The 18,110-nt window shown below is 66.0% G+C and carries 11 protein-coding genes; 5 read left to right on the top strand and 6 right to left on the bottom strand.

The features are described 5' to 3' along the window. Positions 1 to 14: 14 nt before the first annotated feature. Positions 15 to 1,841 (top strand): tetratricopeptide repeat-containing sulfotransferase family protein, encoded by a 1,827-nt coding sequence (locus tag DFO45_RS15250; protein WP_208299803.1) that lies wholly within the window; start codon positions 15 to 17, stop codon positions 1,839 to 1,841. Positions 1,842 to 1,854: 13 nt separating this feature from the next. After that, complete coding sequence (locus DFO45_RS15245) at positions 1,855 to 3,264, top strand: tetratricopeptide repeat-containing glycosyltransferase family protein (RefSeq protein WP_133865538.1); 1,410 nt, start codon at positions 1,855 to 1,857, stop codon at positions 3,262 to 3,264. A gap of 172 nt (positions 3,265 to 3,436) precedes the next feature. On the opposite strand, the gene DFO45_RS15240 is transcribed toward DFO45_RS15245, so the two are convergent. Beyond that, positions 3,437 to 4,459 (bottom strand): helix-turn-helix domain-containing protein, encoded by a 1,023-nt coding sequence (locus DFO45_RS15240; RefSeq protein ID WP_133865537.1) that lies wholly within the window; start codon positions 4,457 to 4,459, stop codon positions 3,437 to 3,439. A gap of 266 nt (positions 4,460 to 4,725) precedes the next feature. Between DFO45_RS15240 and DFO45_RS15235 the strand changes: the two genes are divergently transcribed. From DFO45_RS15235 to DFO45_RS15225, 3 genes are all read left to right on the top strand, one after another. Beyond that, positions 4,726 to 4,911, top strand: coding sequence for a hypothetical protein (locus DFO45_RS15235; protein ID WP_133865536.1), 186 nt, complete (start codon positions 4,726 to 4,728; stop codon positions 4,909 to 4,911). A gap of 111 nt (positions 4,912 to 5,022) precedes the next feature. Next, positions 5,023 to 5,220: a hypothetical protein gene (locus DFO45_RS15230; RefSeq protein WP_133865535.1), complete on the top strand. Its 198-nt coding sequence runs from the start codon at positions 5,023 to 5,025 to the stop codon at positions 5,218 to 5,220. Between the two features lie 269 nt (positions 5,221 to 5,489). Beyond that, a complete protein-coding gene (locus tag DFO45_RS15225; RefSeq protein WP_166657148.1) occupies positions 5,490 to 8,318 on the top strand; it encodes a S8 family serine peptidase in 2,829 nt (942 codons plus the stop codon). A gap of 172 nt (positions 8,319 to 8,490) precedes the next feature. Here the strand turns inward: DFO45_RS15225 and DFO45_RS15220 are convergent, their stop codons facing one another. From DFO45_RS15220 to DFO45_RS15200, 5 genes are all read right to left on the bottom strand, one after another. Beyond that, complete coding sequence (locus DFO45_RS15220) at positions 8,491 to 10,326, bottom strand: sensor domain-containing phosphodiesterase (RefSeq protein WP_133865533.1); 1,836 nt, start codon at positions 10,324 to 10,326, stop codon at positions 8,491 to 8,493. 703 nt (positions 10,327 to 11,029) lie between these two features. Continuing rightward, positions 11,030 to 11,947, bottom strand: a complete 918-nt coding sequence (locus tag DFO45_RS15215) for an amidohydrolase family protein (RefSeq protein ID WP_133865532.1) — start codon at positions 11,945 to 11,947, stop codon at positions 11,030 to 11,032. Further along, entirely contained in the window at positions 11,940 to 13,226 is a 1,287-nt protein-coding gene (locus tag DFO45_RS15210) for an MFS transporter (protein WP_133865531.1), read from the bottom strand. Before DFO45_RS15210 ends, DFO45_RS15215 begins: the two co-directional genes overlap by 8 nt. Positions 13,227 to 13,340: 114 nt before the next feature. Continuing rightward, positions 13,341 to 14,252, bottom strand: coding sequence for an AraC family transcriptional regulator (locus tag DFO45_RS15205; protein WP_244421729.1), 912 nt, complete (start codon positions 14,250 to 14,252; stop codon positions 13,341 to 13,343). A gap of 325 nt (positions 14,253 to 14,577) precedes the next feature. Next, the gene (locus DFO45_RS15200) at positions 14,578 to 17,889 is read right to left on the bottom strand and encodes a bacteriophage N4 adsorption protein A (protein ID WP_166657147.1); all 3,312 of its coding nucleotides are present in this window, start codon (positions 17,887 to 17,889) and stop codon (positions 14,578 to 14,580) included. Positions 17,890 to 18,110 lie beyond the last annotated feature (221 nt).

The raw sequence follows: 18,110 nt of genomic DNA, 5'->3' as shown, positions 1-18,110 counted from the left end.
AGGACAGTAACCCCATGAATGCTTTGCATCCCTCCCTGTGCGCCTGCGGCAGCGGTCTGCGCGCGCTGCGCTGCTGCCAGCTGGAGGCCGCCGCTCTCGGCCCGGCCGCCGCCAGCCGCCACCTGCTGCCGCTGGTGGACGAGGCCATCGCCTGCCACGCCAAGGGCGCCTATGGGGAGGCCGAGCGGCTGTGCCTGGAGGTGCTGGAGCTGGCGCCGGGGCAGGGCGGCGCGCTGGCGGTGCTCTATCAGATCCGCAAGATGCAGGGCGCCGGCGCCGCCGCCGAGGCGCTGTTGCGCCGGCTGGTGATGCTGGACCCCAACAATGTGTGGGCGACCCAGGAGTTGGCGCTGCTGCTGTTCGGCAAGGGCGATCTGGCGGAAGGCGAAATCCATGCCCGCAATGCGGTGCGCATCGCCCCGACCGACCCGCAGTCGCACAATCTGATGGGCATGATCATGACCGAGATGAACCGGCCGCAGGTCGGTGAGTTTCACTATCGTCGTGCCCTGGAGCTGCTGGGGCAGCGCCAGCCCATCCTTCTGGCGAACCTGGCCTGGAACCTGAAGAACCAGGGCAAGATGGCCGAATCCCGCGCGCTCTACGAGGAGAGCTTCGCGCTGGCGCCTACCATTCTCCAGACTGTGCTGGGCTGGGCGCGGATGGAGGAGACGGACCGCAACTTCGCGCGCGCCGACGAACTGCTGGACCAAGCACAGGCGCTGGCGCCTGGCCATCCCAGCATCCTGCTGCACCGCGCCGTGGTGCGCGGGCGCACCAAGCAATATGACGCCGCTCTGGCGATCCTGGACCGCATGGCGCAGCAGAATCCCGGCGGGGGCCTCGGCACCAACGACCTGTTGGAGAAGGGCCGCCTGCTGGACAAGATGGGTCGCCATGACGAGGCCTTCGCCGCCTTCGCTGCCGGCAAGCGGCTGAATGTGGAGCAGAGCGGCGTCACCTATATGGCCGAGCACGCGGCCAATCTGGCGGCGCGGTTGAAGGCCTATTTCACCAGCAACCGGCTGCGCATCGTGCCCCGCGCCAAACCCGTGGAAAGCGGGCCACGGCCGCTGTTCATCCTCGGCTTTCCGCGCTCCGGCACCACCATGGTGGAGCAGACGCTCTCCGCCCACCCTAAGGTCTCCGCCGGCGACGAACTCTCCTTCGTGCACGACATCGCCAATCTGATGCCGCGCATGCTCAACAGTCCTCTGGCCTATCCCGAGGCGCTGGCGGATCTATGGATGGGCGACCAGTGCGAGGGGCTGGACAATCTGCGCGACTATTATCTGCAGCGCGTCAAGCAATTGGGCATCATGGAGCCGGGCGCCACGCGCTTCACCGACAAGATGCCGCTCAACGAGACCCATATGGGGCTCATCGCCCTGATGTTCCCCGATGCGCCGCTGATCCATGTGCTGCGCCATCCGCTGGACATCGTGCTCTCGGTCTATTCCAACCACCTCACTCATGGCTTCTATTGCGCCAATGCGCTGGAGACCATTGCCCAGCACTATGTCCTGGTGATGGATCTGGTGGAGCATTATCGCCGCGAGATGACGCTGAAGTATCTGGCGGTGCGCTATGAGGACATCGTGGACGATCAGGAAACCCATGTGCGCCGCATGCTGGCCTTCGCCGATCTGCCGTTCGACAAGCGCTGCCTGAAGTTCCACGAGAACAAGCGCTATGCCCGCACCGCCAGCTATGCCCAGGTGACGGAGAAGCTCTATGACGATTCCCGCTTCCGTTATCGCCATTATCTCAAGCATCTGGCGCCGGTGATCCCGGTGCTGGAGCCGGTGATCGCGCGTCTGGGATATTCGATCGATGGCTAGCGCGGGGCAGGGCATGTCCGCGCCGCAGCCGGCGGAATCGCAGGGCGCTGGTGCCGCCATATCGCGCACCGTCGACGAATGGCTCGCGGAGGCGAGCGCCCATGAGCAGGAAGGCCGTCTGGACGCGGCCGAGCAGATCGTGGCGCAGGTGCTTGAGGCCAAGCCGGATTATGTTCCGGCGCTGCACCAGAGCGCGATCCTGGCGCACAAGGCCAAGCGGCCCCGCGAGGCGCTCGCCCGGCTGGAGCGTGCCATCGCCTTGCTGCCGACCGAACCGATCTTCCATCGCAACATCTGCGAGTTGTATCGCAGCCAGGGCCGGCTGGACGAGGCACTCGTGCATGGCCGCCGCGCGGTGGAACTGGCGCCGGACGATGCGGGCGCCCATTACAATCTGGGCGTGATCCATTACGACCGCATGGAGATTGACGCCGCCATCACCTCTGCCCGGCGCGCTCTGGCGCTGGACCGGACCATGGCGGCGGCGCATTTCGAGCTCTCCGAGGCGCTGCTGCTGAGCGGCCAGTTCACCGAGGGCTGGGCGGAATATGAGTGGCGGTTCGATCTGCCCAATTCGCCACGCCTGCTGCCGCACGCCGACAAGCCGCAATGGGACGGCACGCCCATGCCTGAGGGCACGCTGGTGCTGATCGGCGACCAGGGCTTCGGCGATACCATCCAGTTCTGCCGCTACATTCCCGAAGTGGCCAAGCTGTGCCCCAATCTGGTGATGGCGTGCAGTTCCGAGATGCAGCCCATCGTCATGCAGCAGGCGGGCATCAACCGCTACGCCGATCGCTGGGAGCATATACCGCACTTCGATGCCTACTGCCCGCTCTCCGGCCTGCCGCGGCTGTTCGGCACCGACCTGGAGACCATCCCCGCGCCTGTGCCCTATGTGCGGGCCGATCCGGCCAAGGTGGCGCGGTGGCGGGCACGGCTGGCGCAATTGATCCCCGCTGGCTTCCAGGCCATCGGCATCGTCTGGGCCGGGCGGCCCACCCATGGCAATGACTACAACCGCTCCATGACGCTGAAGGCCCTGGCCCCGCTCGCGGCGCTGGAGCGCACGGCGCTGGTGTCGTTGCAGATCGGCCCGGCGGCGGGGCAGGTGGCGGACTATTACGGCGCCGCGCCGCTGATCCATCTGGGTGCCGAGATCGCCGACTTCGCCGACACCATGGCCATATTGGAGGTGCTCGACCGGGTGGTGGCGGTGGACACGTCCATCGTGCATCTGGCCGGCGCCATGGGACGTCCCGTCTCGGTGCTGCTGCCGTTCGCGCCCGATTGGCGCTGGCTGCGCGAGCGCAGCGACAGCCCCTGGTATCCCACCGTGGAGCTGTTCCGCCAGCCCGCACCCAATGCCTGGGCCGAGCCGGTGGCGGCGGTGGCGGCGCGGTTGCGCCGCGTTGAATCTTGAGCCCCGGTTGGTGCCGGTCCGCAAAACGTCCGTGACACTGGCCGACGGTATCTCCGTCTGACCTGAGACTCTTTTCCACCTGCGCCAAAGCGGATTGGCGGTCTTGGCAGGAGTGCCACCCCGGCTCAGATCTGCGTCCGCTAGCTCCGTTTCACGCCTTGCCTGTGAGCCTCTATTCCGAGGGGCGAAGCGAGGCGATCCAACGCCCCTCGCCCGGGGAGGCAGCAGCCAGGGCAGGTTCGAAGCGGGCGCGCTTCCTGGCCTCGCTGGGTTTCATGTCGAACTCGCTGCGGAACGCGCGGCTGAAATGGGCCTCGCTGCTGAAACCGCACCGGAAGGCGATCTCGCCGATGCGCATGCCGGCATGCGCCGGATGTGTCAGCAAGTACAAGGCGGTGGTCAGCCGGCGCGTCCGGATATATTTCGCGATCCCGCCTTCAGCCTCGAACAGACGGTACAGACTTGAGCGCGACATGCGCAGTTCCCGCGCGACGCGGACGGGCACCAGCTCGGCCTTCGACAGATTGGCATCGATGTAGCGTCTCGCCCGTTCAGAGGCTGCAAGAAGCAGCCCCTCCTGTGCTGCGGCGACGCCTGTCTCCGACTGGAAGCACGTTGTGATCAGGTCGGCGGCCGCACGGGTGAGGAGACCGGCGTCGCGTGGGGTGGCGGCGTCCAGTCTCCGTGCCAAGGAAAGCAGGAAGTCCCCCAGAATGCCGCCCATCAGACTGTCGCCGCTCAGCACGGCACCGTGCGGCGTCTTGCGCCGTTGCGCCAGATCCGGGAGCTGGGAACGCGGCAGGATGACGTCGATCGTCTGCGAGGTCTTGGCATGCCCATCCATGGGGCGGCCGAGATCGATCAGGGAGATGTCACCCGCGCGCACACGCACGACATTGCCCTCGGCGTCGGCGTCAAGCCCACCGGTCTTGTGCAGTTGCACCAGCAGGTGATCCATGTCCGTCCGGGCGATCTTGCGCTTGCTTCGTCCGATCGCGTGATCGGAAAAGCCTGAAGCGCCGACCAGCATGCCGCCCAGATGATATGCGGTCATATCGGCGGCAAAGCCGGCCTTGCCATTTTCCTCCGCCGCTACGTCGTAGATGGGCGCCATATGGTCGTGGTAGCGGCCGAACTGTTCCGCCTTATCGGACCCCAGCGTCCGGAACCTTCTGGACGGAATGCCTCCCGACATGCGCTTTCTCCCACCCGCGTGGTTCCGGTCATCGCGTGCAATGCATTATCTCAGGCTCTCTTCCCAAAGGGAATGTTCTTTCCTCTTTCGGGTTCCGGAAACCTGTTGACCCTCCGACCACCGACGACGGGCGGCCCTGCCCTTGGCGGTATGGATTGGGACGGTGGCACAAGTCATCCGGGACAGGCAGGCAAATGCACAGGCCCCATCCACTGTAGAATCCTGCCATCGGCGCGGACTTCAGCGCCTATGCGAATGGGGGCAGCATGACCAACGAGAAAGACGCTTCTGCCACGCCCACGCCCACGCCCACGCCCGAACCCGGCATCGAGCCGGACGGCGGCACCGCTCCGCTCGGAGAGCAGGAACTGGATCAGGTCGTGGGCGGTGTGCTGCCTCCGCTGCCGCCGCGCCCCAACAGGACGGGCTTTACACGGATCATCCGGGATTGAAGTTCCGAAGGACGCCCGAAACTGGAAGAGAGCTGCAGCATGGCAATAAATCCTCCGTCTCTTGAGGCCTTCATGATCAGCACGGGCGGGTGTCTGTCCGATGTTGGAGGCATGCGGGAGGTCTTCTCCAGCGCCGAAGCGCTGACCGCTTACGCTGCTTCCAAGGGGCAAGACCTTCCGAAGGAAGCGGCCGAGGCGCTGGTCCTTCAGGCGCGTGAGCAGATGCGCCCCGGCGGACTGCAGGCCCTCTCCGATGACAGCCTCGACCATGTCAGTGGTGCGGGGTGGAAGCAGATCCACTGGTCCTGAGGGCCGTCTTTGGACGAAGGTGCCGGCGAAACCGGGTTTGACCCGGCACGCGGGGGCGCGGCTGTGCCCGTTGGGCGGGAACCGCCTGTCGGCGGACCGGGCTAGCATTGGCCAACGGTGCGGCCCGGACTCGTCAGGCGCCCGATCGCGAGATGCTTCGGGCCGGTGGCGAATGCGACGCTCGGTCAAGATTTTCGAGACGCAACGGCAAGCAGGCCGGTTTTCGCTGGGGTAGGTGTCTGCGGGCTTTCGTTGTGGGGAATTTTTTCATGCCGTCTCACCGACCGTCGCCGGCACGCCGCGGGTTCCTGCTCGCCTCCACGGCCGTCTGCCTGGCCGCACCGGCGCAGGCCCAGACCGCCAACCCCTGGGCCACGTCGGAATATTATGCCTCGCAAGCCCTGCGCCAGATCAATGCCGCAGCCGCATATGCGCAGGGCTACACCGGTGCGGGTGTCACCGTCGGCGTGATGGACGCAGCCGTTGACGGGCGGCATCCGGAATTCAGCGGCCGGATGGTGCCGGGCTGGGACTTTTTGAACAACCGGCCCACCGGCCAGTTCGACAATATGCCGGACGATTCCCATGGCACGCATGTCGCCGGCATCATCGCGGCCGCGCGCAACGGCGAGGTGATGCAGGGCGTGGCATTCAACGCCAGGATCATGTCGGTCGCCTACAACTGGCGCGTCACCTCGGAGGATGAGATCTTCGCCTCCAGCTGGAATTATCTCGCAGCGAGCGGTGTGCCGATCGTGAACAACAGCGTCGGCATGAACGATTGCGATCGTGCGCCCGCCGGCCCCTGCAACGTGACATCCTATACCCGCGCCAAGGTTGAGGCGGAACTGCCGCAGACGCTGGCGGCGATGCGTGCCACCGCCAGGGCCGGCGTCCTCATGGTCTTCGCAACCGGGAACGAGACCCAGCCGCATCCGGATGTGCTGGCGGGCATGCCCTATCTTGTTCCGGAACTCAAAGACACATGGCTGGCCGTCAATCTCGTCAGTTCCGTGGATCTGGCGGTGAGCTGGGGCAATCGCTGCGGCGTTGCGAAGGACTGGTGCCTCGTAGCGCCGGGATACAACATCCTCTCCACCGTTCCGCTGGGCGAGGGGTTCGGCCTTTATCGTGGCTATGACACCATGTCCGGCACGTCCATGGCGGCACCGAGCGTGTCCGGCGCTGCGGCGCTGGTGAAGGAGGCCTTCCCCTGGTTTACGGCCCACGACATCCAGCAGGCCATTCTCACGACCGCCACTGATCTTGGCGAGCCCGGCGTCGACAATGTCTATGGATGGGGGATGCTCAATGTCGGCAAGGCCGTTCTCGGCTACGCCATGTTCACAGGCACGACCACGCTCGACACTCAGGGGATGACATCCACCTTCTCGCAGGACATCTCCGGCGCGGGGACGCTCATCAAGACCGGAGCCGGGGAACTGATCCTGACCGGTGCCAACACCTATTCCGGTGGAAGCTGGGTGGACGGCGGCACGTTGTTCATCAATGGCTCCGTGGCGTCAAACGTCTATGTGGGGCAGGAGGGGCTGTTGCGTGGCACGGGGCAGATCTTCGCCCAGCTCGCTGTGGCCGGCCGCCTTGCGCCAGGCAACTCGCCGGGCACGCTGACCGTGGCGGGTCCGGTTCTGATGAGCCCCACAGCCACCTTCCAGGTCGACATCGACGGCACGGGCACGGGAACGGGCGCCGGCAATTACAGCCGCCTCGTCACCACCGGGCCCATGGGGACGGTGGTGGTGGCCGGCACGCTTGCTCCGCAACTGCGCGGCATCACGGGGAGCGCCACCAACAGCTACACCCCGACCCTTGGCACCACCCTCCGGGTCATCGAGGCCAGCGCCGGCGTGTCCGGCTCGTTTTCAGGGCTCGCGCAGCCCGTCGGCCTTGCCGCGGGCACGCGGTTCGATGCCCTCTATGGCGCGAACGACCTCAGCCTCATCGTAACCCCGTCGGCCTATGGCACTCTGTCCGTGCTCGGACTGGCCACAAGCCGCAACGGCACCGCGGTTGGCGGGGCGCTGGACAGCGTACGTCCAGCGGCGGGCGTGGCGCTCACGGGCTCCCTCGGCGCCTTCTATCAATCCCTCTACACCCTGAACGCGGCAGCCCTGTCGGCGACATTGGCGCAGCTTTCGGGTGAGGCCCATGCGTCGGCTGAAGCCATGGCCTTCGATGATGCGAGACACATCCGCAGCGCCGTTCTGGAGCGGCTCGATGGCAGCGGCGTCGCGGCGGCGCCGCTCGCGCCCGGCCTCACGGCCAGTGTGTGGCTTTCCGGTTATGGTGGATGGACCCATGCCTCCGGTGGAGATGCAGCCGCGCTGTCCTGGGACGCCAGCGGCTTTGTCGCTGGCATCGATGCTCCCGTGACCGAGATGGTGCGCTTCGGGCTCGCAGCGGGCTTCGGCCAGTCCTCGGGCACGGTCGGCGACCTGACGTCGGACGTCGATAACACGCACATCGATCTCGCTGCATATGCGGTTGCCGAAGGGGCCGGATGGCGCGCAAAGGCCGGCGTTGCTTACGGCTGGAACGACCTCTCCATGACCCGTGCCATCGGCTTCGGAAACGTGGCCGAGGGGCTTGCGACCAAGCAGGACGGCCGGACCGTTCAGGCGTTCGGTGAAATCTCGCGCGATCTTGTCCTGGGGCATGCCCAGGTGTCGCCTTACGCGAGCCTCGCCTACGTGAATCAACGTCTCGATGCGTTCGCCGAGACCGGAGGTGTTGCAGCCCTGTCCGGCAGTGCCCAAACGCTCTCGACCACGCTTGCCACGCTGGGCGCACGCCTCGCAATCGGCCTCCCCATGGGCAATGCCACGGTCACGCCCAACGTGAACCTGGGCTGGCAGCACGCGTTTGGGGACGTGGCCACGGAAGCGGTCATGACCCTGGCCGGTTCGAGCCCGTTCCGCGTGTATGGCGTGCCGCTCGCCCGCGATGCCCTGGTCCTCGGCGGGGGACTGACTTACGGCTTCGGGAATTCCGTCGCCGCCAGCGTCGCCTATGACGGGCTGATCGGATCCGATGTGACCGAGAGCAGCATAAAGGCCGACCTGCGCTTCAAATTCTGAGCGGGTCCCACAGCCGTCAACCGCGTTCCGGCGCAGCTTATTCGTCTCGCGCCAGCCTGCGCTGGCTCACGGCAATGTACCGCCATCTGGAACGCCCGTCCTGCCGGCATGGGACGTGGTCCAAGAAATGGTCCTGGACCACCGTTCTGGCTGGCAGGAATCTTCGCGCGCGTCAGCGACTGGGGCTGAGAAGCAGGGCCTCGAATTCCTGCGCCGGCATGGGCCTTCCGAACAGATATCCCTGTCCTTCCGGGCAGGCGCGATCGGCGAGGTAGGAGCGTTCTTCCTCGGTCTCAATGCCCTCGGCTATGACGTCTATTTCCAGCGCCCGCCCCATCTGAAGGATCGAAGAGACGACAGCCGCTTCGCGAGGTGAGCGAAGCATGGCTTGGACGAAGCTGCGATCGATCTTGATGCAGTTCACCGGATAACGCGTCAGCAGGCTGAGAGAGGCGAAGCCGGTGCCGAAATCGTCAAACGCAATGCCAACGCCCATCGCCCGGAGCTCCGTCAGGGCGTCCAGCGCGATGGCATCGTTCGATAGTACGATGTTCTCGGTGATTTCCAGTTCCAGCGCTTCCGGTGGGAGGCTGTGGCGGTCCAGGGCGTCTTCGACCTGCTTCGGCAGGTCACCGCTGCGAACCTGCGAAGCGAAAAGGTTGACGGCCATGCGGAAGCCCCCCGCACCAGACCGCCGCCACCGCGCGGCCTGGGCACAACCTTCCTCGATCACCCAGCGCCCCACCACGGATGCCAGGGGGCCAGCGTCCAGCGAGGGCAGAAACACCGCAGGCGGGAGGAGACCTCGGCTGGGGTGAAGCCAGCGGATCAGCGCCTCCGCGCCGACCAGGGCCCCGTCGTCAAGACGCACCTGAGGTTGGTAGAACAGCCGAAGCTCTCCGTTGGACACGGCTCGATGCAGGTCCAGGCTGGACAACCGCCGATCCAGGGCTTCATTCCGCAGCGCGGGCGAGTAGAGCGCGATGCTTGCGTTGCGACTGATCTTGGCAGCATGGAGCGCGAGGTCCGCATCACCGATCAACTCCGCCGCTGCCTTCGTGTCGTGGGGTGAGAAGGCAATTCCGCAGCTGGCACTGATCGTGACATCCTCACCGACAAGAGGATGAAGGCTCGTGATCTTGGAGAGGAGCACGCGAGCGAACGACTCCGCCATGGCTTCGGAAAGACCTTCAAGGACCACGGCAAATTCGTCGCCACCAACGCGTGCAACGGTAGCGCCAGCCGTGGTCTCTGCGGACAGCAGTCCGGCGATCGCTTTCAGGACGTCGTCCGCCGCCTCCGGCCCCAGGATATTGTTGATGTCCTTGAAACCGTCGATGTCGAGCATCAGGACAGCACAGGGATGCCCGCAGAGCAGGGTCGCCTCTACCGCCCGATAGAATTGGCGGCGATTTGCCAGACCTGTGAGCGCATCGGTGCTGGCGAGGAGGGAAAGCTGCTCAGGATCAACGGCACGGACGTGGATCTCATTTCCGCGCCTTGAAGCAAGGTCGCCAATGCGGCGGATCTCCAGCCTGTCCATGACGACATGCGCCAGTTGGCTCAGACGTTCACGCTCTTCGGAAGCAAATCCAACGCGCGGAAACGTGTCCAGAATGCAAAGAGCGCCAATGGCATGACCATCCCCCGACAAAAGGGGCGCCCCCGCATAAAAGCGAATTCCGGCTGCGCCGGTAACAAGCGGGTTGTCGTGGAAACGCTCGTCCTGCTCTGCATCCGGCACAACCATCACCTTGCCCTGAAGGATGGTGTGGGCACAAAAGGAAACCTCCCTGCGCTTATCCACTGCACCGAAACCCGCACTGGCAGCGAAGAAGACGTGATCGGAACCGATCATGTTCACCGCTGCCATGGGGACCTTGAAGACGTGCAGAGCCATCTCGACGAGCGGGGAGAGGTCCGCAACAGGCATTTCACCAGAGAGGCGGTAGCTGTCCAGAGCGGCGAGCCGCTCCTTCTCGTGGGGAGGCACCGGAGGGCACTTCATGACTTAAATCCCCCCCATAACAATCGAAAATGACAACTGAAATTGGGCTTATTCCCTTCAAAGTAGCATAAACGTCAATTGAACGCGAAGGCGTGATGGATTCTCGCATAAGGTGTATTTTTACCGTCAAACGGCTGCGGTGCCGCCCATAACGTTCAACCGCGCTGTTCTCGCTGGAGCCGTTTCATCTGGATCATGCCGCCATTTGTGCTGGTCAAGCATGCTGCTGTGTCCTCGCGTGACGATACCCTCTCTCAGCCTCCGCGAGGCGCGTGAGCGCTATGGCTACGGAGCCTGCAGATGCTGTTGTGACGGGACGGCTGGTTGGTCGATCAGAAAAGACCCTGCAGGATCTCCCACGAGCTAGGCTTCCACCGCGCAATGAGCCCCAAAGCGTCGCGGGAAGGCTCGGAATGCGTCTTCCGCGGCCGTCTTTGGGCCCATGGGAAGAGTAATGCTCGCTTCTCCGCGGCGAGCCGGCCGACAGGGCCTCGATTGAGGCGTTTAACGGCCGCGTCGGAGTGAATGCCTGACCATCCACTGGTGCTGGCCGATGTGGTCGAAGACGTGGGGAGCGTGGGCTCGATCCAGCCACCCGCAGCCACCGGCAATAAGCGTCCAATCTTCTTGCTGAGCAGGCAACGGCTTAGCCAGTGCGCCGCCGTAAGAGAGGCCGCTCGGATGGCTCAGAGTTGAGCTCTGCTCAGGCGGCGCCGCCAACACCCGCGCCCGGTGGGAAGCCGTAGAGGCGCTGCGCGTTGGCGGTAAACACCCGATCGCGGGCAACAGGATCGGGCACCCAATCGGCCATCAGGTCGAGCAGTTCGCCGATGTTCATCATCGGCCCCCAGTTGGCGACATTGGGCCAGTCGGAGCCCCAGACGCAGCGGTCGGGGGCGGCCTCGTGAATGCGCCGGGCGAAGGGGATGGTGTCCGCATAAGGCGGGCCGGAGACACTGTTGCGATAGGCACCGGACAGCTTCACCCAGCCGCCGTCGCGCAGCAGCGCCAGCATGGTCTGGAAGCCGGGATCCTCGAGCCCGCGCGACACCGGGAAATGCCCCCAGTGGTCGATCACATAGGGCACCGGCAACTGGCCGAGTTGCGGAGCGATCGGCGTCAGGTCAGCGGCATCGACCAGAAACTGGAGGTGCCAGCCCATTTCCCTGGCAAGGGCGGCATAGGAGCCCAGCGCGTCAAAGCCGATGCCGCCGCCATACAGCACGTTGAGCCGCAGGCCGCACACGCCGGCCTCCTTCATTGCCGCCAATTCGCGATCCGCCAGGCCAAGCGGAATGACGGCAATGCCGCGGAGGCGCTGCCGGTTCGCGCGCAGCGTGTTCAGCATCAGGCGATTGTCCACCCCATGGACGCTCACCTGCACCAGAACGCCATAGGTCATGCCGGTGCCATCGAGCATGGCCAGATACTGCTCGGCGGTGGCTTCAGGCGGCGTGTAGCTGCGCTGGGGCACGAATGGATAGGCCGGCGGCAGGCCGATGACATGGGCGTGGCAATCAACGGCCCCCGGCGGCACCGCGTATCGGGTGGGGCCGTGGGGATCGGGCGCCGGCCCCGGACAGACCGGGGCGGCGCTGGTTTCCGGCGTCATGTCATGCATCGGCGTGCAACACCTTGCCGCGCGTCTCGGGCAGGCCATAGGCGGCCAGGAAGAACACCACATAGGCCACCATCGCGAAGATGCAAATGGCGTTGGCCAGCGAGGTGGTCTGCGAGAGATAGCCGACGAGGAACGGGAACAGCGCTCCGATGCCGCGGCCGAAGTTGTAGCAGAAGCCCTGGCCCGAGCCGCGCAGCCGGGTGGGATAGAGCTCCGTCAGGAATGCGCCCATGCCGGAAAAATAGCCGGAGGCGAAGAAGCCCAGCGGGAAGCCCAGCACCCAGAGGATTTCGTTCGACAGCGGCAGCTGGGTATAGGCGAGCACCACGGCCATGGCGCCGAGCGAGAACACGAGGAACAGGCTGCGGCGGCCGAAGCGGTCCGAGAACCAGGCGCCGACCAGATAGCCCGCGAACGAGCCGACGATCAGGGCCGCCAGATAACCGGTGGAGCTGACGATGGACAGATGCCGTTCGGTGGTGAGGAAGCGAGGCACCCAGAAGGTGATGGCGTAATAGCCGCCCTGGCAGCCGGTGGCCACCAGCGAGGCGAGGACGGTCACCTTCAGGATCGGACCCCGGAAGATCTCGAGGATGGAGGGCCGGTCGCCGGAGGTTTGCCCGCGCTTGATGGTCTGGGCCGAGACCTCGGGCTCCTTCACGTAGCTGCGCAGGTAGAGGACCAGCAGCGCCGGCAGCGCACCGATGCCGAACATCCAGCGCCACGCTTCCTCTGCCGGCAGCAGCGAGAACAGGGCCGCCTGCGCCAGCACGGCGGCGCCCCAGCCGATGGCCCAGCCGGACTGCACCGATCCCACGGCACGGCCGCGATACTGCGCCCGGATGGTCTCGCCCATCAGCACCGCTCCAGCCGCCCATTCGCCGCCAAAGCCGATGCCGAGCAGGGCGCGACAGATCAGGAGCTGCTCAAAATTCTGCGCGAAGGCGCAAAGCAGGGAGAAGAAAGAGAACCAGAGGATGGTGAACTGAAGCGTGCGCACACGGCCGATGCGGTCCGCCAGATAGCCGGCGCCCCAGCCACCGAGCGCAGAGGCCAGCAGGGTCACGGTGCCGGCGAGGCCGGCGGCGCCCGCATCCACGTTCCACAGCTTGATGATTGTGCCAATCACCAGCGGATAGATCATGAAGTCCATGCCATCGAGCGCCCAGCCGGTGGCGCAGGCCCAGAAGGTGCGGCGTTCCGGCAGGGTCATGTCCCGGTAGAAGCCGGTCAGGCTGGTATCCGCGGCCGTTGCCGCCGCATTGGTGGTCGATGACATCTGTGCCTCCCTTGATCGCCGTTCAGCGCGGCGTTTGGCGGGAGAGTGGGATGATCTCGGCGGCGGCGTCTTCCGGAAAACAGGCCGCATGGGCCCTGCTTGGGGCCGCCTTTGTCAGAAAAGTGACCGCTGCCGCAGCTGCCGCCAGCGGCCCGGGCTCTCTCCCGCAAGCGTGCGGAAGGTGGCCCCGAGATGGGACTGAGACGAGAAGCCAGCGGCCAGCGCGACCTCTGCAATGGGAAGCGCGGTATCCGCGAGCAGTTCCTGTGCGATGCGGACCCGTTCCTCCAGGATGAAGCGGTGCGGCGTGAGGCCGGTGGCGCGGCGGAAGGCGCGGATGAAGCCCGACGGCGTCAGGCCCGCCTCCTGCGCCAGCATGGCGAGCGTGATGTCGGCACCGGGATCGCTGCGCACGCGGTCAATCACCCGCTGGCCGAAGCGGGAATCAAGCTCCGGCACCTCGGGCGCGCGTCTGGCCGCGAGCGGCACGGCATACCGGTCCGAAACATGGAGGGCGAGCGTATAAGCCAGCTGTTCCGCCAGTAGGGATCGACCGGAGGCGGCCTCGGCGCATGCCTCAACGATGCGCTGCGAGGCCAGCATCAGCAGGGGATCGTCCACGTCCCAGGCACGGTCCATCAGCTCGACCCGGCGGCCACAGCGTGCGGCACCGATCTCGTCCAGCAGGGTATCGCCCAGATAGAGGATCAGCAGCTTGCCGCTGTTGACCGCGGGCACGGCATCAACAAGGACATCGCGTCCCGGTACGCCGATGCGGAAGCGGCCCGCCTGCACGCTGCCATCGCGGCGCACGCTGCCGTTCTCCATCAGCACATGCCGGCGCACGTCGTAGAGCGTGATGGCGACGGTCGGGCAGGGCAGGTCGCCATAGGCATAGACGTGGGGGCCGTTCACCTCGCTCAGGGCCGCTGCAAAGCCGCCGCTGGACCAGAGGTCGATCAAGGCGGACTGGCGGCGGCCGGTGACGCGCTCGGCATGCTTGATGGGATCGAGCCGGATGTCCATGGCGGTGACAGGGGCACGGAACGTCGCGAGGCGACACAAGCATTCATCAGAGCCGATCGGCCGCGACAATTCAAGGCGGTTGACGCCGTCCCGACGCGCCCAGGCATGCCCCTTTGGGTGGTCCGTGCGGACTCTCGCCCATATTCGGCCTGTGGGATGTATGCGCCAAGATCTGCTCTCGCCTTGGCTATCAAAGCGTGGGCTGGGAGCGTAATGATACCTTTCTGACGAACCTCAGCCTCGAGTCCAGCTCAATCGCAGGCGTGGCCGGTCACGGACACCACCTACACCCAATAATGTCGTCCCATCGAAATCATCGGGTGACTCAGTAAGACACCACCGCTCCGGCGAACAGGCCTTCGCCACGGTCGTCGCCGGCGAGTTTGAAACGGTATTGGAACGTCAGATCGAAGTAGGACATGGGGGCGTGATACACGTCCTCCCGGAACCAGTACCTGATGTTGAGGCCGGGGCCGGCGCCGAGGGTGAATGGCGTGGCATAGGCCGTGTCATAGCCCCCGCCTATGGCGAGGAAGGGCGTGACCATGAGGTTGCGGCTGATGGCGTCCGCGCGATAGGCGCGGCCCCAGCGTGCCTCGAAGAGGCCGATGCGCTCGGGCTGGGAAACGTAATAGTCGCCCTCCACATAGGCCTGCCAGTAGTTCCATTCGGAGACGTCCACCCGCAGGTCGGTGCCCTCGCCCAGCGAATAGGCCGCGCGAAGCAGCCAATCCTCGCGGGCGAGCGCCCCGATGGGAAAGAGATAGGCGGATTCCAGGACGAGGTTCTGCGTTGCGAAGGGCTTCCAGCGCACGCCCACGCTGCCTTGCGTCGTGTCCCAGCCGGTGCTGGAGCCGTTTTCCGCGTACCAGGTCTGGAAGCCACGGGCAAAGACCTCGAAGATGGCGCCGTTCTGATAGCCGATGCCCGGTGGGCGCCAGTAGATTTCCGCGCCGCCCTGGATCGTGTGTCCTCCGTTCGGGGGGGGAGCCAGGGGGGAGGAGGGGGCAACACCAACCGCACCGTAGCTGGCGGAGACATAGGCGCCCCAGGTTCGGTCGAGTTCGGACACTTCCCGGCGCAGGCCGTAGACGGTCTGGGAGGAGGTCTTGAACTCGCCGCTGTTCGCCGAGTCGATGGCTCGCATGAACAGACGCTTGGCGTCTTCATTCTGGAAGCTGGCCTTTGCCGCATAGGCCGCGTCCATGAGGCCGGGACCGCGGCGCAATCCGCCCTGTTCCTCGGCCTCGTGAAAATACCGCCACGCGAGTTGACGGTCCCCGGCCTGGCTCGCCAGATAGGCCATGTCGAGGGTCGACAGGCCCTTCAACTCGCCGCTGGCGTAGGCGGCCTCGAAGCGCGCCTTGGCTTCGGCACTTCGCCCAAGATCGACCAGTTCTGCGATTCCGCCGCGGAGCATGGCCAGCCGGTCGGCGGGCGAACGGGCGCGGAGATAGGTCGCATCGAAGGCGGCGAGTGCTTCCTCGTGGCGCCCCAGCGCCTGCAGGGCGAAGGCGCGGCGTGCGGCGACGTCGTAGCTGGCATCGCTCCCGAAGGCCGCGAGCTGCTCGAGCGCCCGCTCCGGCTGCTTGGCACCGAGGAGCGCATCCACATAGGCGAGGCGGGCGTTGCGGACCTCCGTGCCTTTGAGGCGGCCGGAGGCGAGGGCGGCGGCGAAGTCCGCCATCGCGCCCGGATAGTTCTGCATCCGCGACCGGAGATAGCCGCGCTGGAGCAGTACGGCCCCGTCGCGCGGATCACGGGCGAGAATGGCGGTGGCGGTTGCCTCCGCCTCGGCGAGCTTGCCCTGGCCTGCGAGCGCGCTCAGCAGCAGCATGCGGTAGTTGGCGTTGCCGGGATCGGACGCCAGCGCCCGCCGCGCGGCCGCGGCGGCTGCAGCATAGTCCTTGACGCCCATGGCCCGGAAGCCGGCGGTTGCGTCCTCGTAACCCGGCATTCCGGGGCCGCCGAGGCCGCCTCCCGTGCCGCCGTAATAGACCGAGCAGATGATCCCGTAATTGGTGGACTGGCACAGGGTCGAAGGCGTGATCAGTGCGGGTCTGGCACGGCGCGGATTGGCCTGCATCTGCTCAGCCAGCTTGCGCTGGTCGGCAACGTCGGCGTTCTTCTCGCCTTCGATCGGCTTGAGCAACGCCAGCGCCTGATCGGGCTGGCCCGCCGCCAGCGCGGCGTTGCCGGCGATGAGGCGATAGTTCAGGATTTCGGTGTCGGTCAGAACGTTGGACTGGAGCGCCCGCTCGAAGTCTGCGGCGGCTTCCGTCCGGTTGCCATTCTGTTGCAGCAGGAAACCGCGCAGCATGCGGGCCAGCGCGTCGGTCTCGTCCTGCTTCACCGCATCATTGGCCGCCGCGAGCGCCGCTTTGCTCTGGCCCGAAGCCATGAGGGCGGAGATCAGCAGCAGGCGGTAGTTCATCGTGTTGGGCGCGCGCGAGACCGCCTTCTGCGCGAGATCCGCAGCCGCCTTCGCGTTGCGACGCGACAGTTCCTTGATCGCCTGGTCGGCAAGCGGCTCGCCGAGCTCCGTCTGCGCCGAGGCGCGACGGCCGAGCAGCGAGGAATCCGTATCGCCGGCAGCCACGGCCTGCGCAATGGCCGCATCCAGCGCCTCATACTGCTTCGAGCGTTCCAGCACGTCGATCAGCAGGCGCCGCCAGGCGGTGTTGTTGGGAAACGCCTGTAGCGCCTCCCGGATCTTGGCCTCTGCGAGCTTGTCGTCGCCTTTGCCATAGGCCTCGTAGGCGTCCTCCGCGGCCTTGTAGGCAGGGCTCGTCACGCCGCTCAGCCCGGGCGGCGTGGTTGCCGGCACCAGCTGACAGACGGGTCCGTAAGGCGTGTCGCGGCAGCTCTGGTAGGGCACCGGCATCGTCCGGTTGGCATCACGCGGCACGACGCTGGGATTGGCGATCTGGGCGTTGGCGACATCGCGGCGCGCCGTGACGGCGCCATCCTGCGTGTTGCCGAGCGGCTCGAGCACGGAAAGCGCACGCCGGGGCCGTCCTGCGGCGATGGCTGCATCGGCGATGACGATGCGGGCGTCGCGGGCGGCCGTACCCGTCAACACCTCGTCCTTCAATGCACGATCGAAATCCTGCTCGGCCTCCGAGATGCGCCCCAGGCGCTCGCGGATATAGCCCCGCAGGATCTGCGGCAGGAAGGCCTGCGGATCCACCTTGATGGCGGCGGTCGCCGCCTGTTCGGCGGCATCGAGCTGATCGTCGGCGAGGAGCGCATAGACCAGCAGCACGCGATAGGATAGGTCGTCCGGCACCAGCTCAATGGCCTTGCGGATCTCCGCCTGCGCCCGTTTGGGGTCGCGTGCTTCGAGCGCCTTGTTGGCGGCGAGCGAGGGCGCCTGCGCGAGCACGCGGCTCATGCTTCGCGCGCGCGCGGTGAGGCTTTCATCCTTGATGCCCGCGGCCGATGCCGCCCTAGCGGCGGCCATGGCGTCGGCCACCTTGTCCTGAGCCTCCAGCGCATCCATCAGCAACAGCCAGAGCCGGGCCACGTCGGGCCGGAATTTCAGCGCCTCGCGGGCCTGATCCGCGGCAGTCGTGTAGTCCTTCGCCCGGTATGCGGCATAAGCCTTGTCCGCAGCTTCCCATGCGGGGCCCGTCAACGGGGCTTCCTGCGCCAATGCGGGTGTGTGAATGCTCAACGCGGTCACGCTGACCGTTGCGATCAGCATAGCCGCGAGGGACAGGCGCCGCATCGTTCTCATCGTCCCGGCAGCGGGAACATGCGGCTTGGGAAACTCGGTAGCGCTCGTCATGGCGCTACCGTCGCCCAGTCAGGTTAAACGGCAGTTAAGGTTAACTCGGGCCTTGGCTTTTTACTTTT

The sequence above is a fragment of the Azorhizobium sp. AG788 genome (assembly GCF_004364705.1).
Taxonomy (GTDB): Bacteria; Pseudomonadota; Alphaproteobacteria; order Rhizobiales; family Xanthobacteraceae; genus Azorhizobium; species Azorhizobium caulinodans.
Note: the sequence above shows the minus strand (reverse complement) of the source record. Positions and strands in the feature narration are given on the sequence as shown.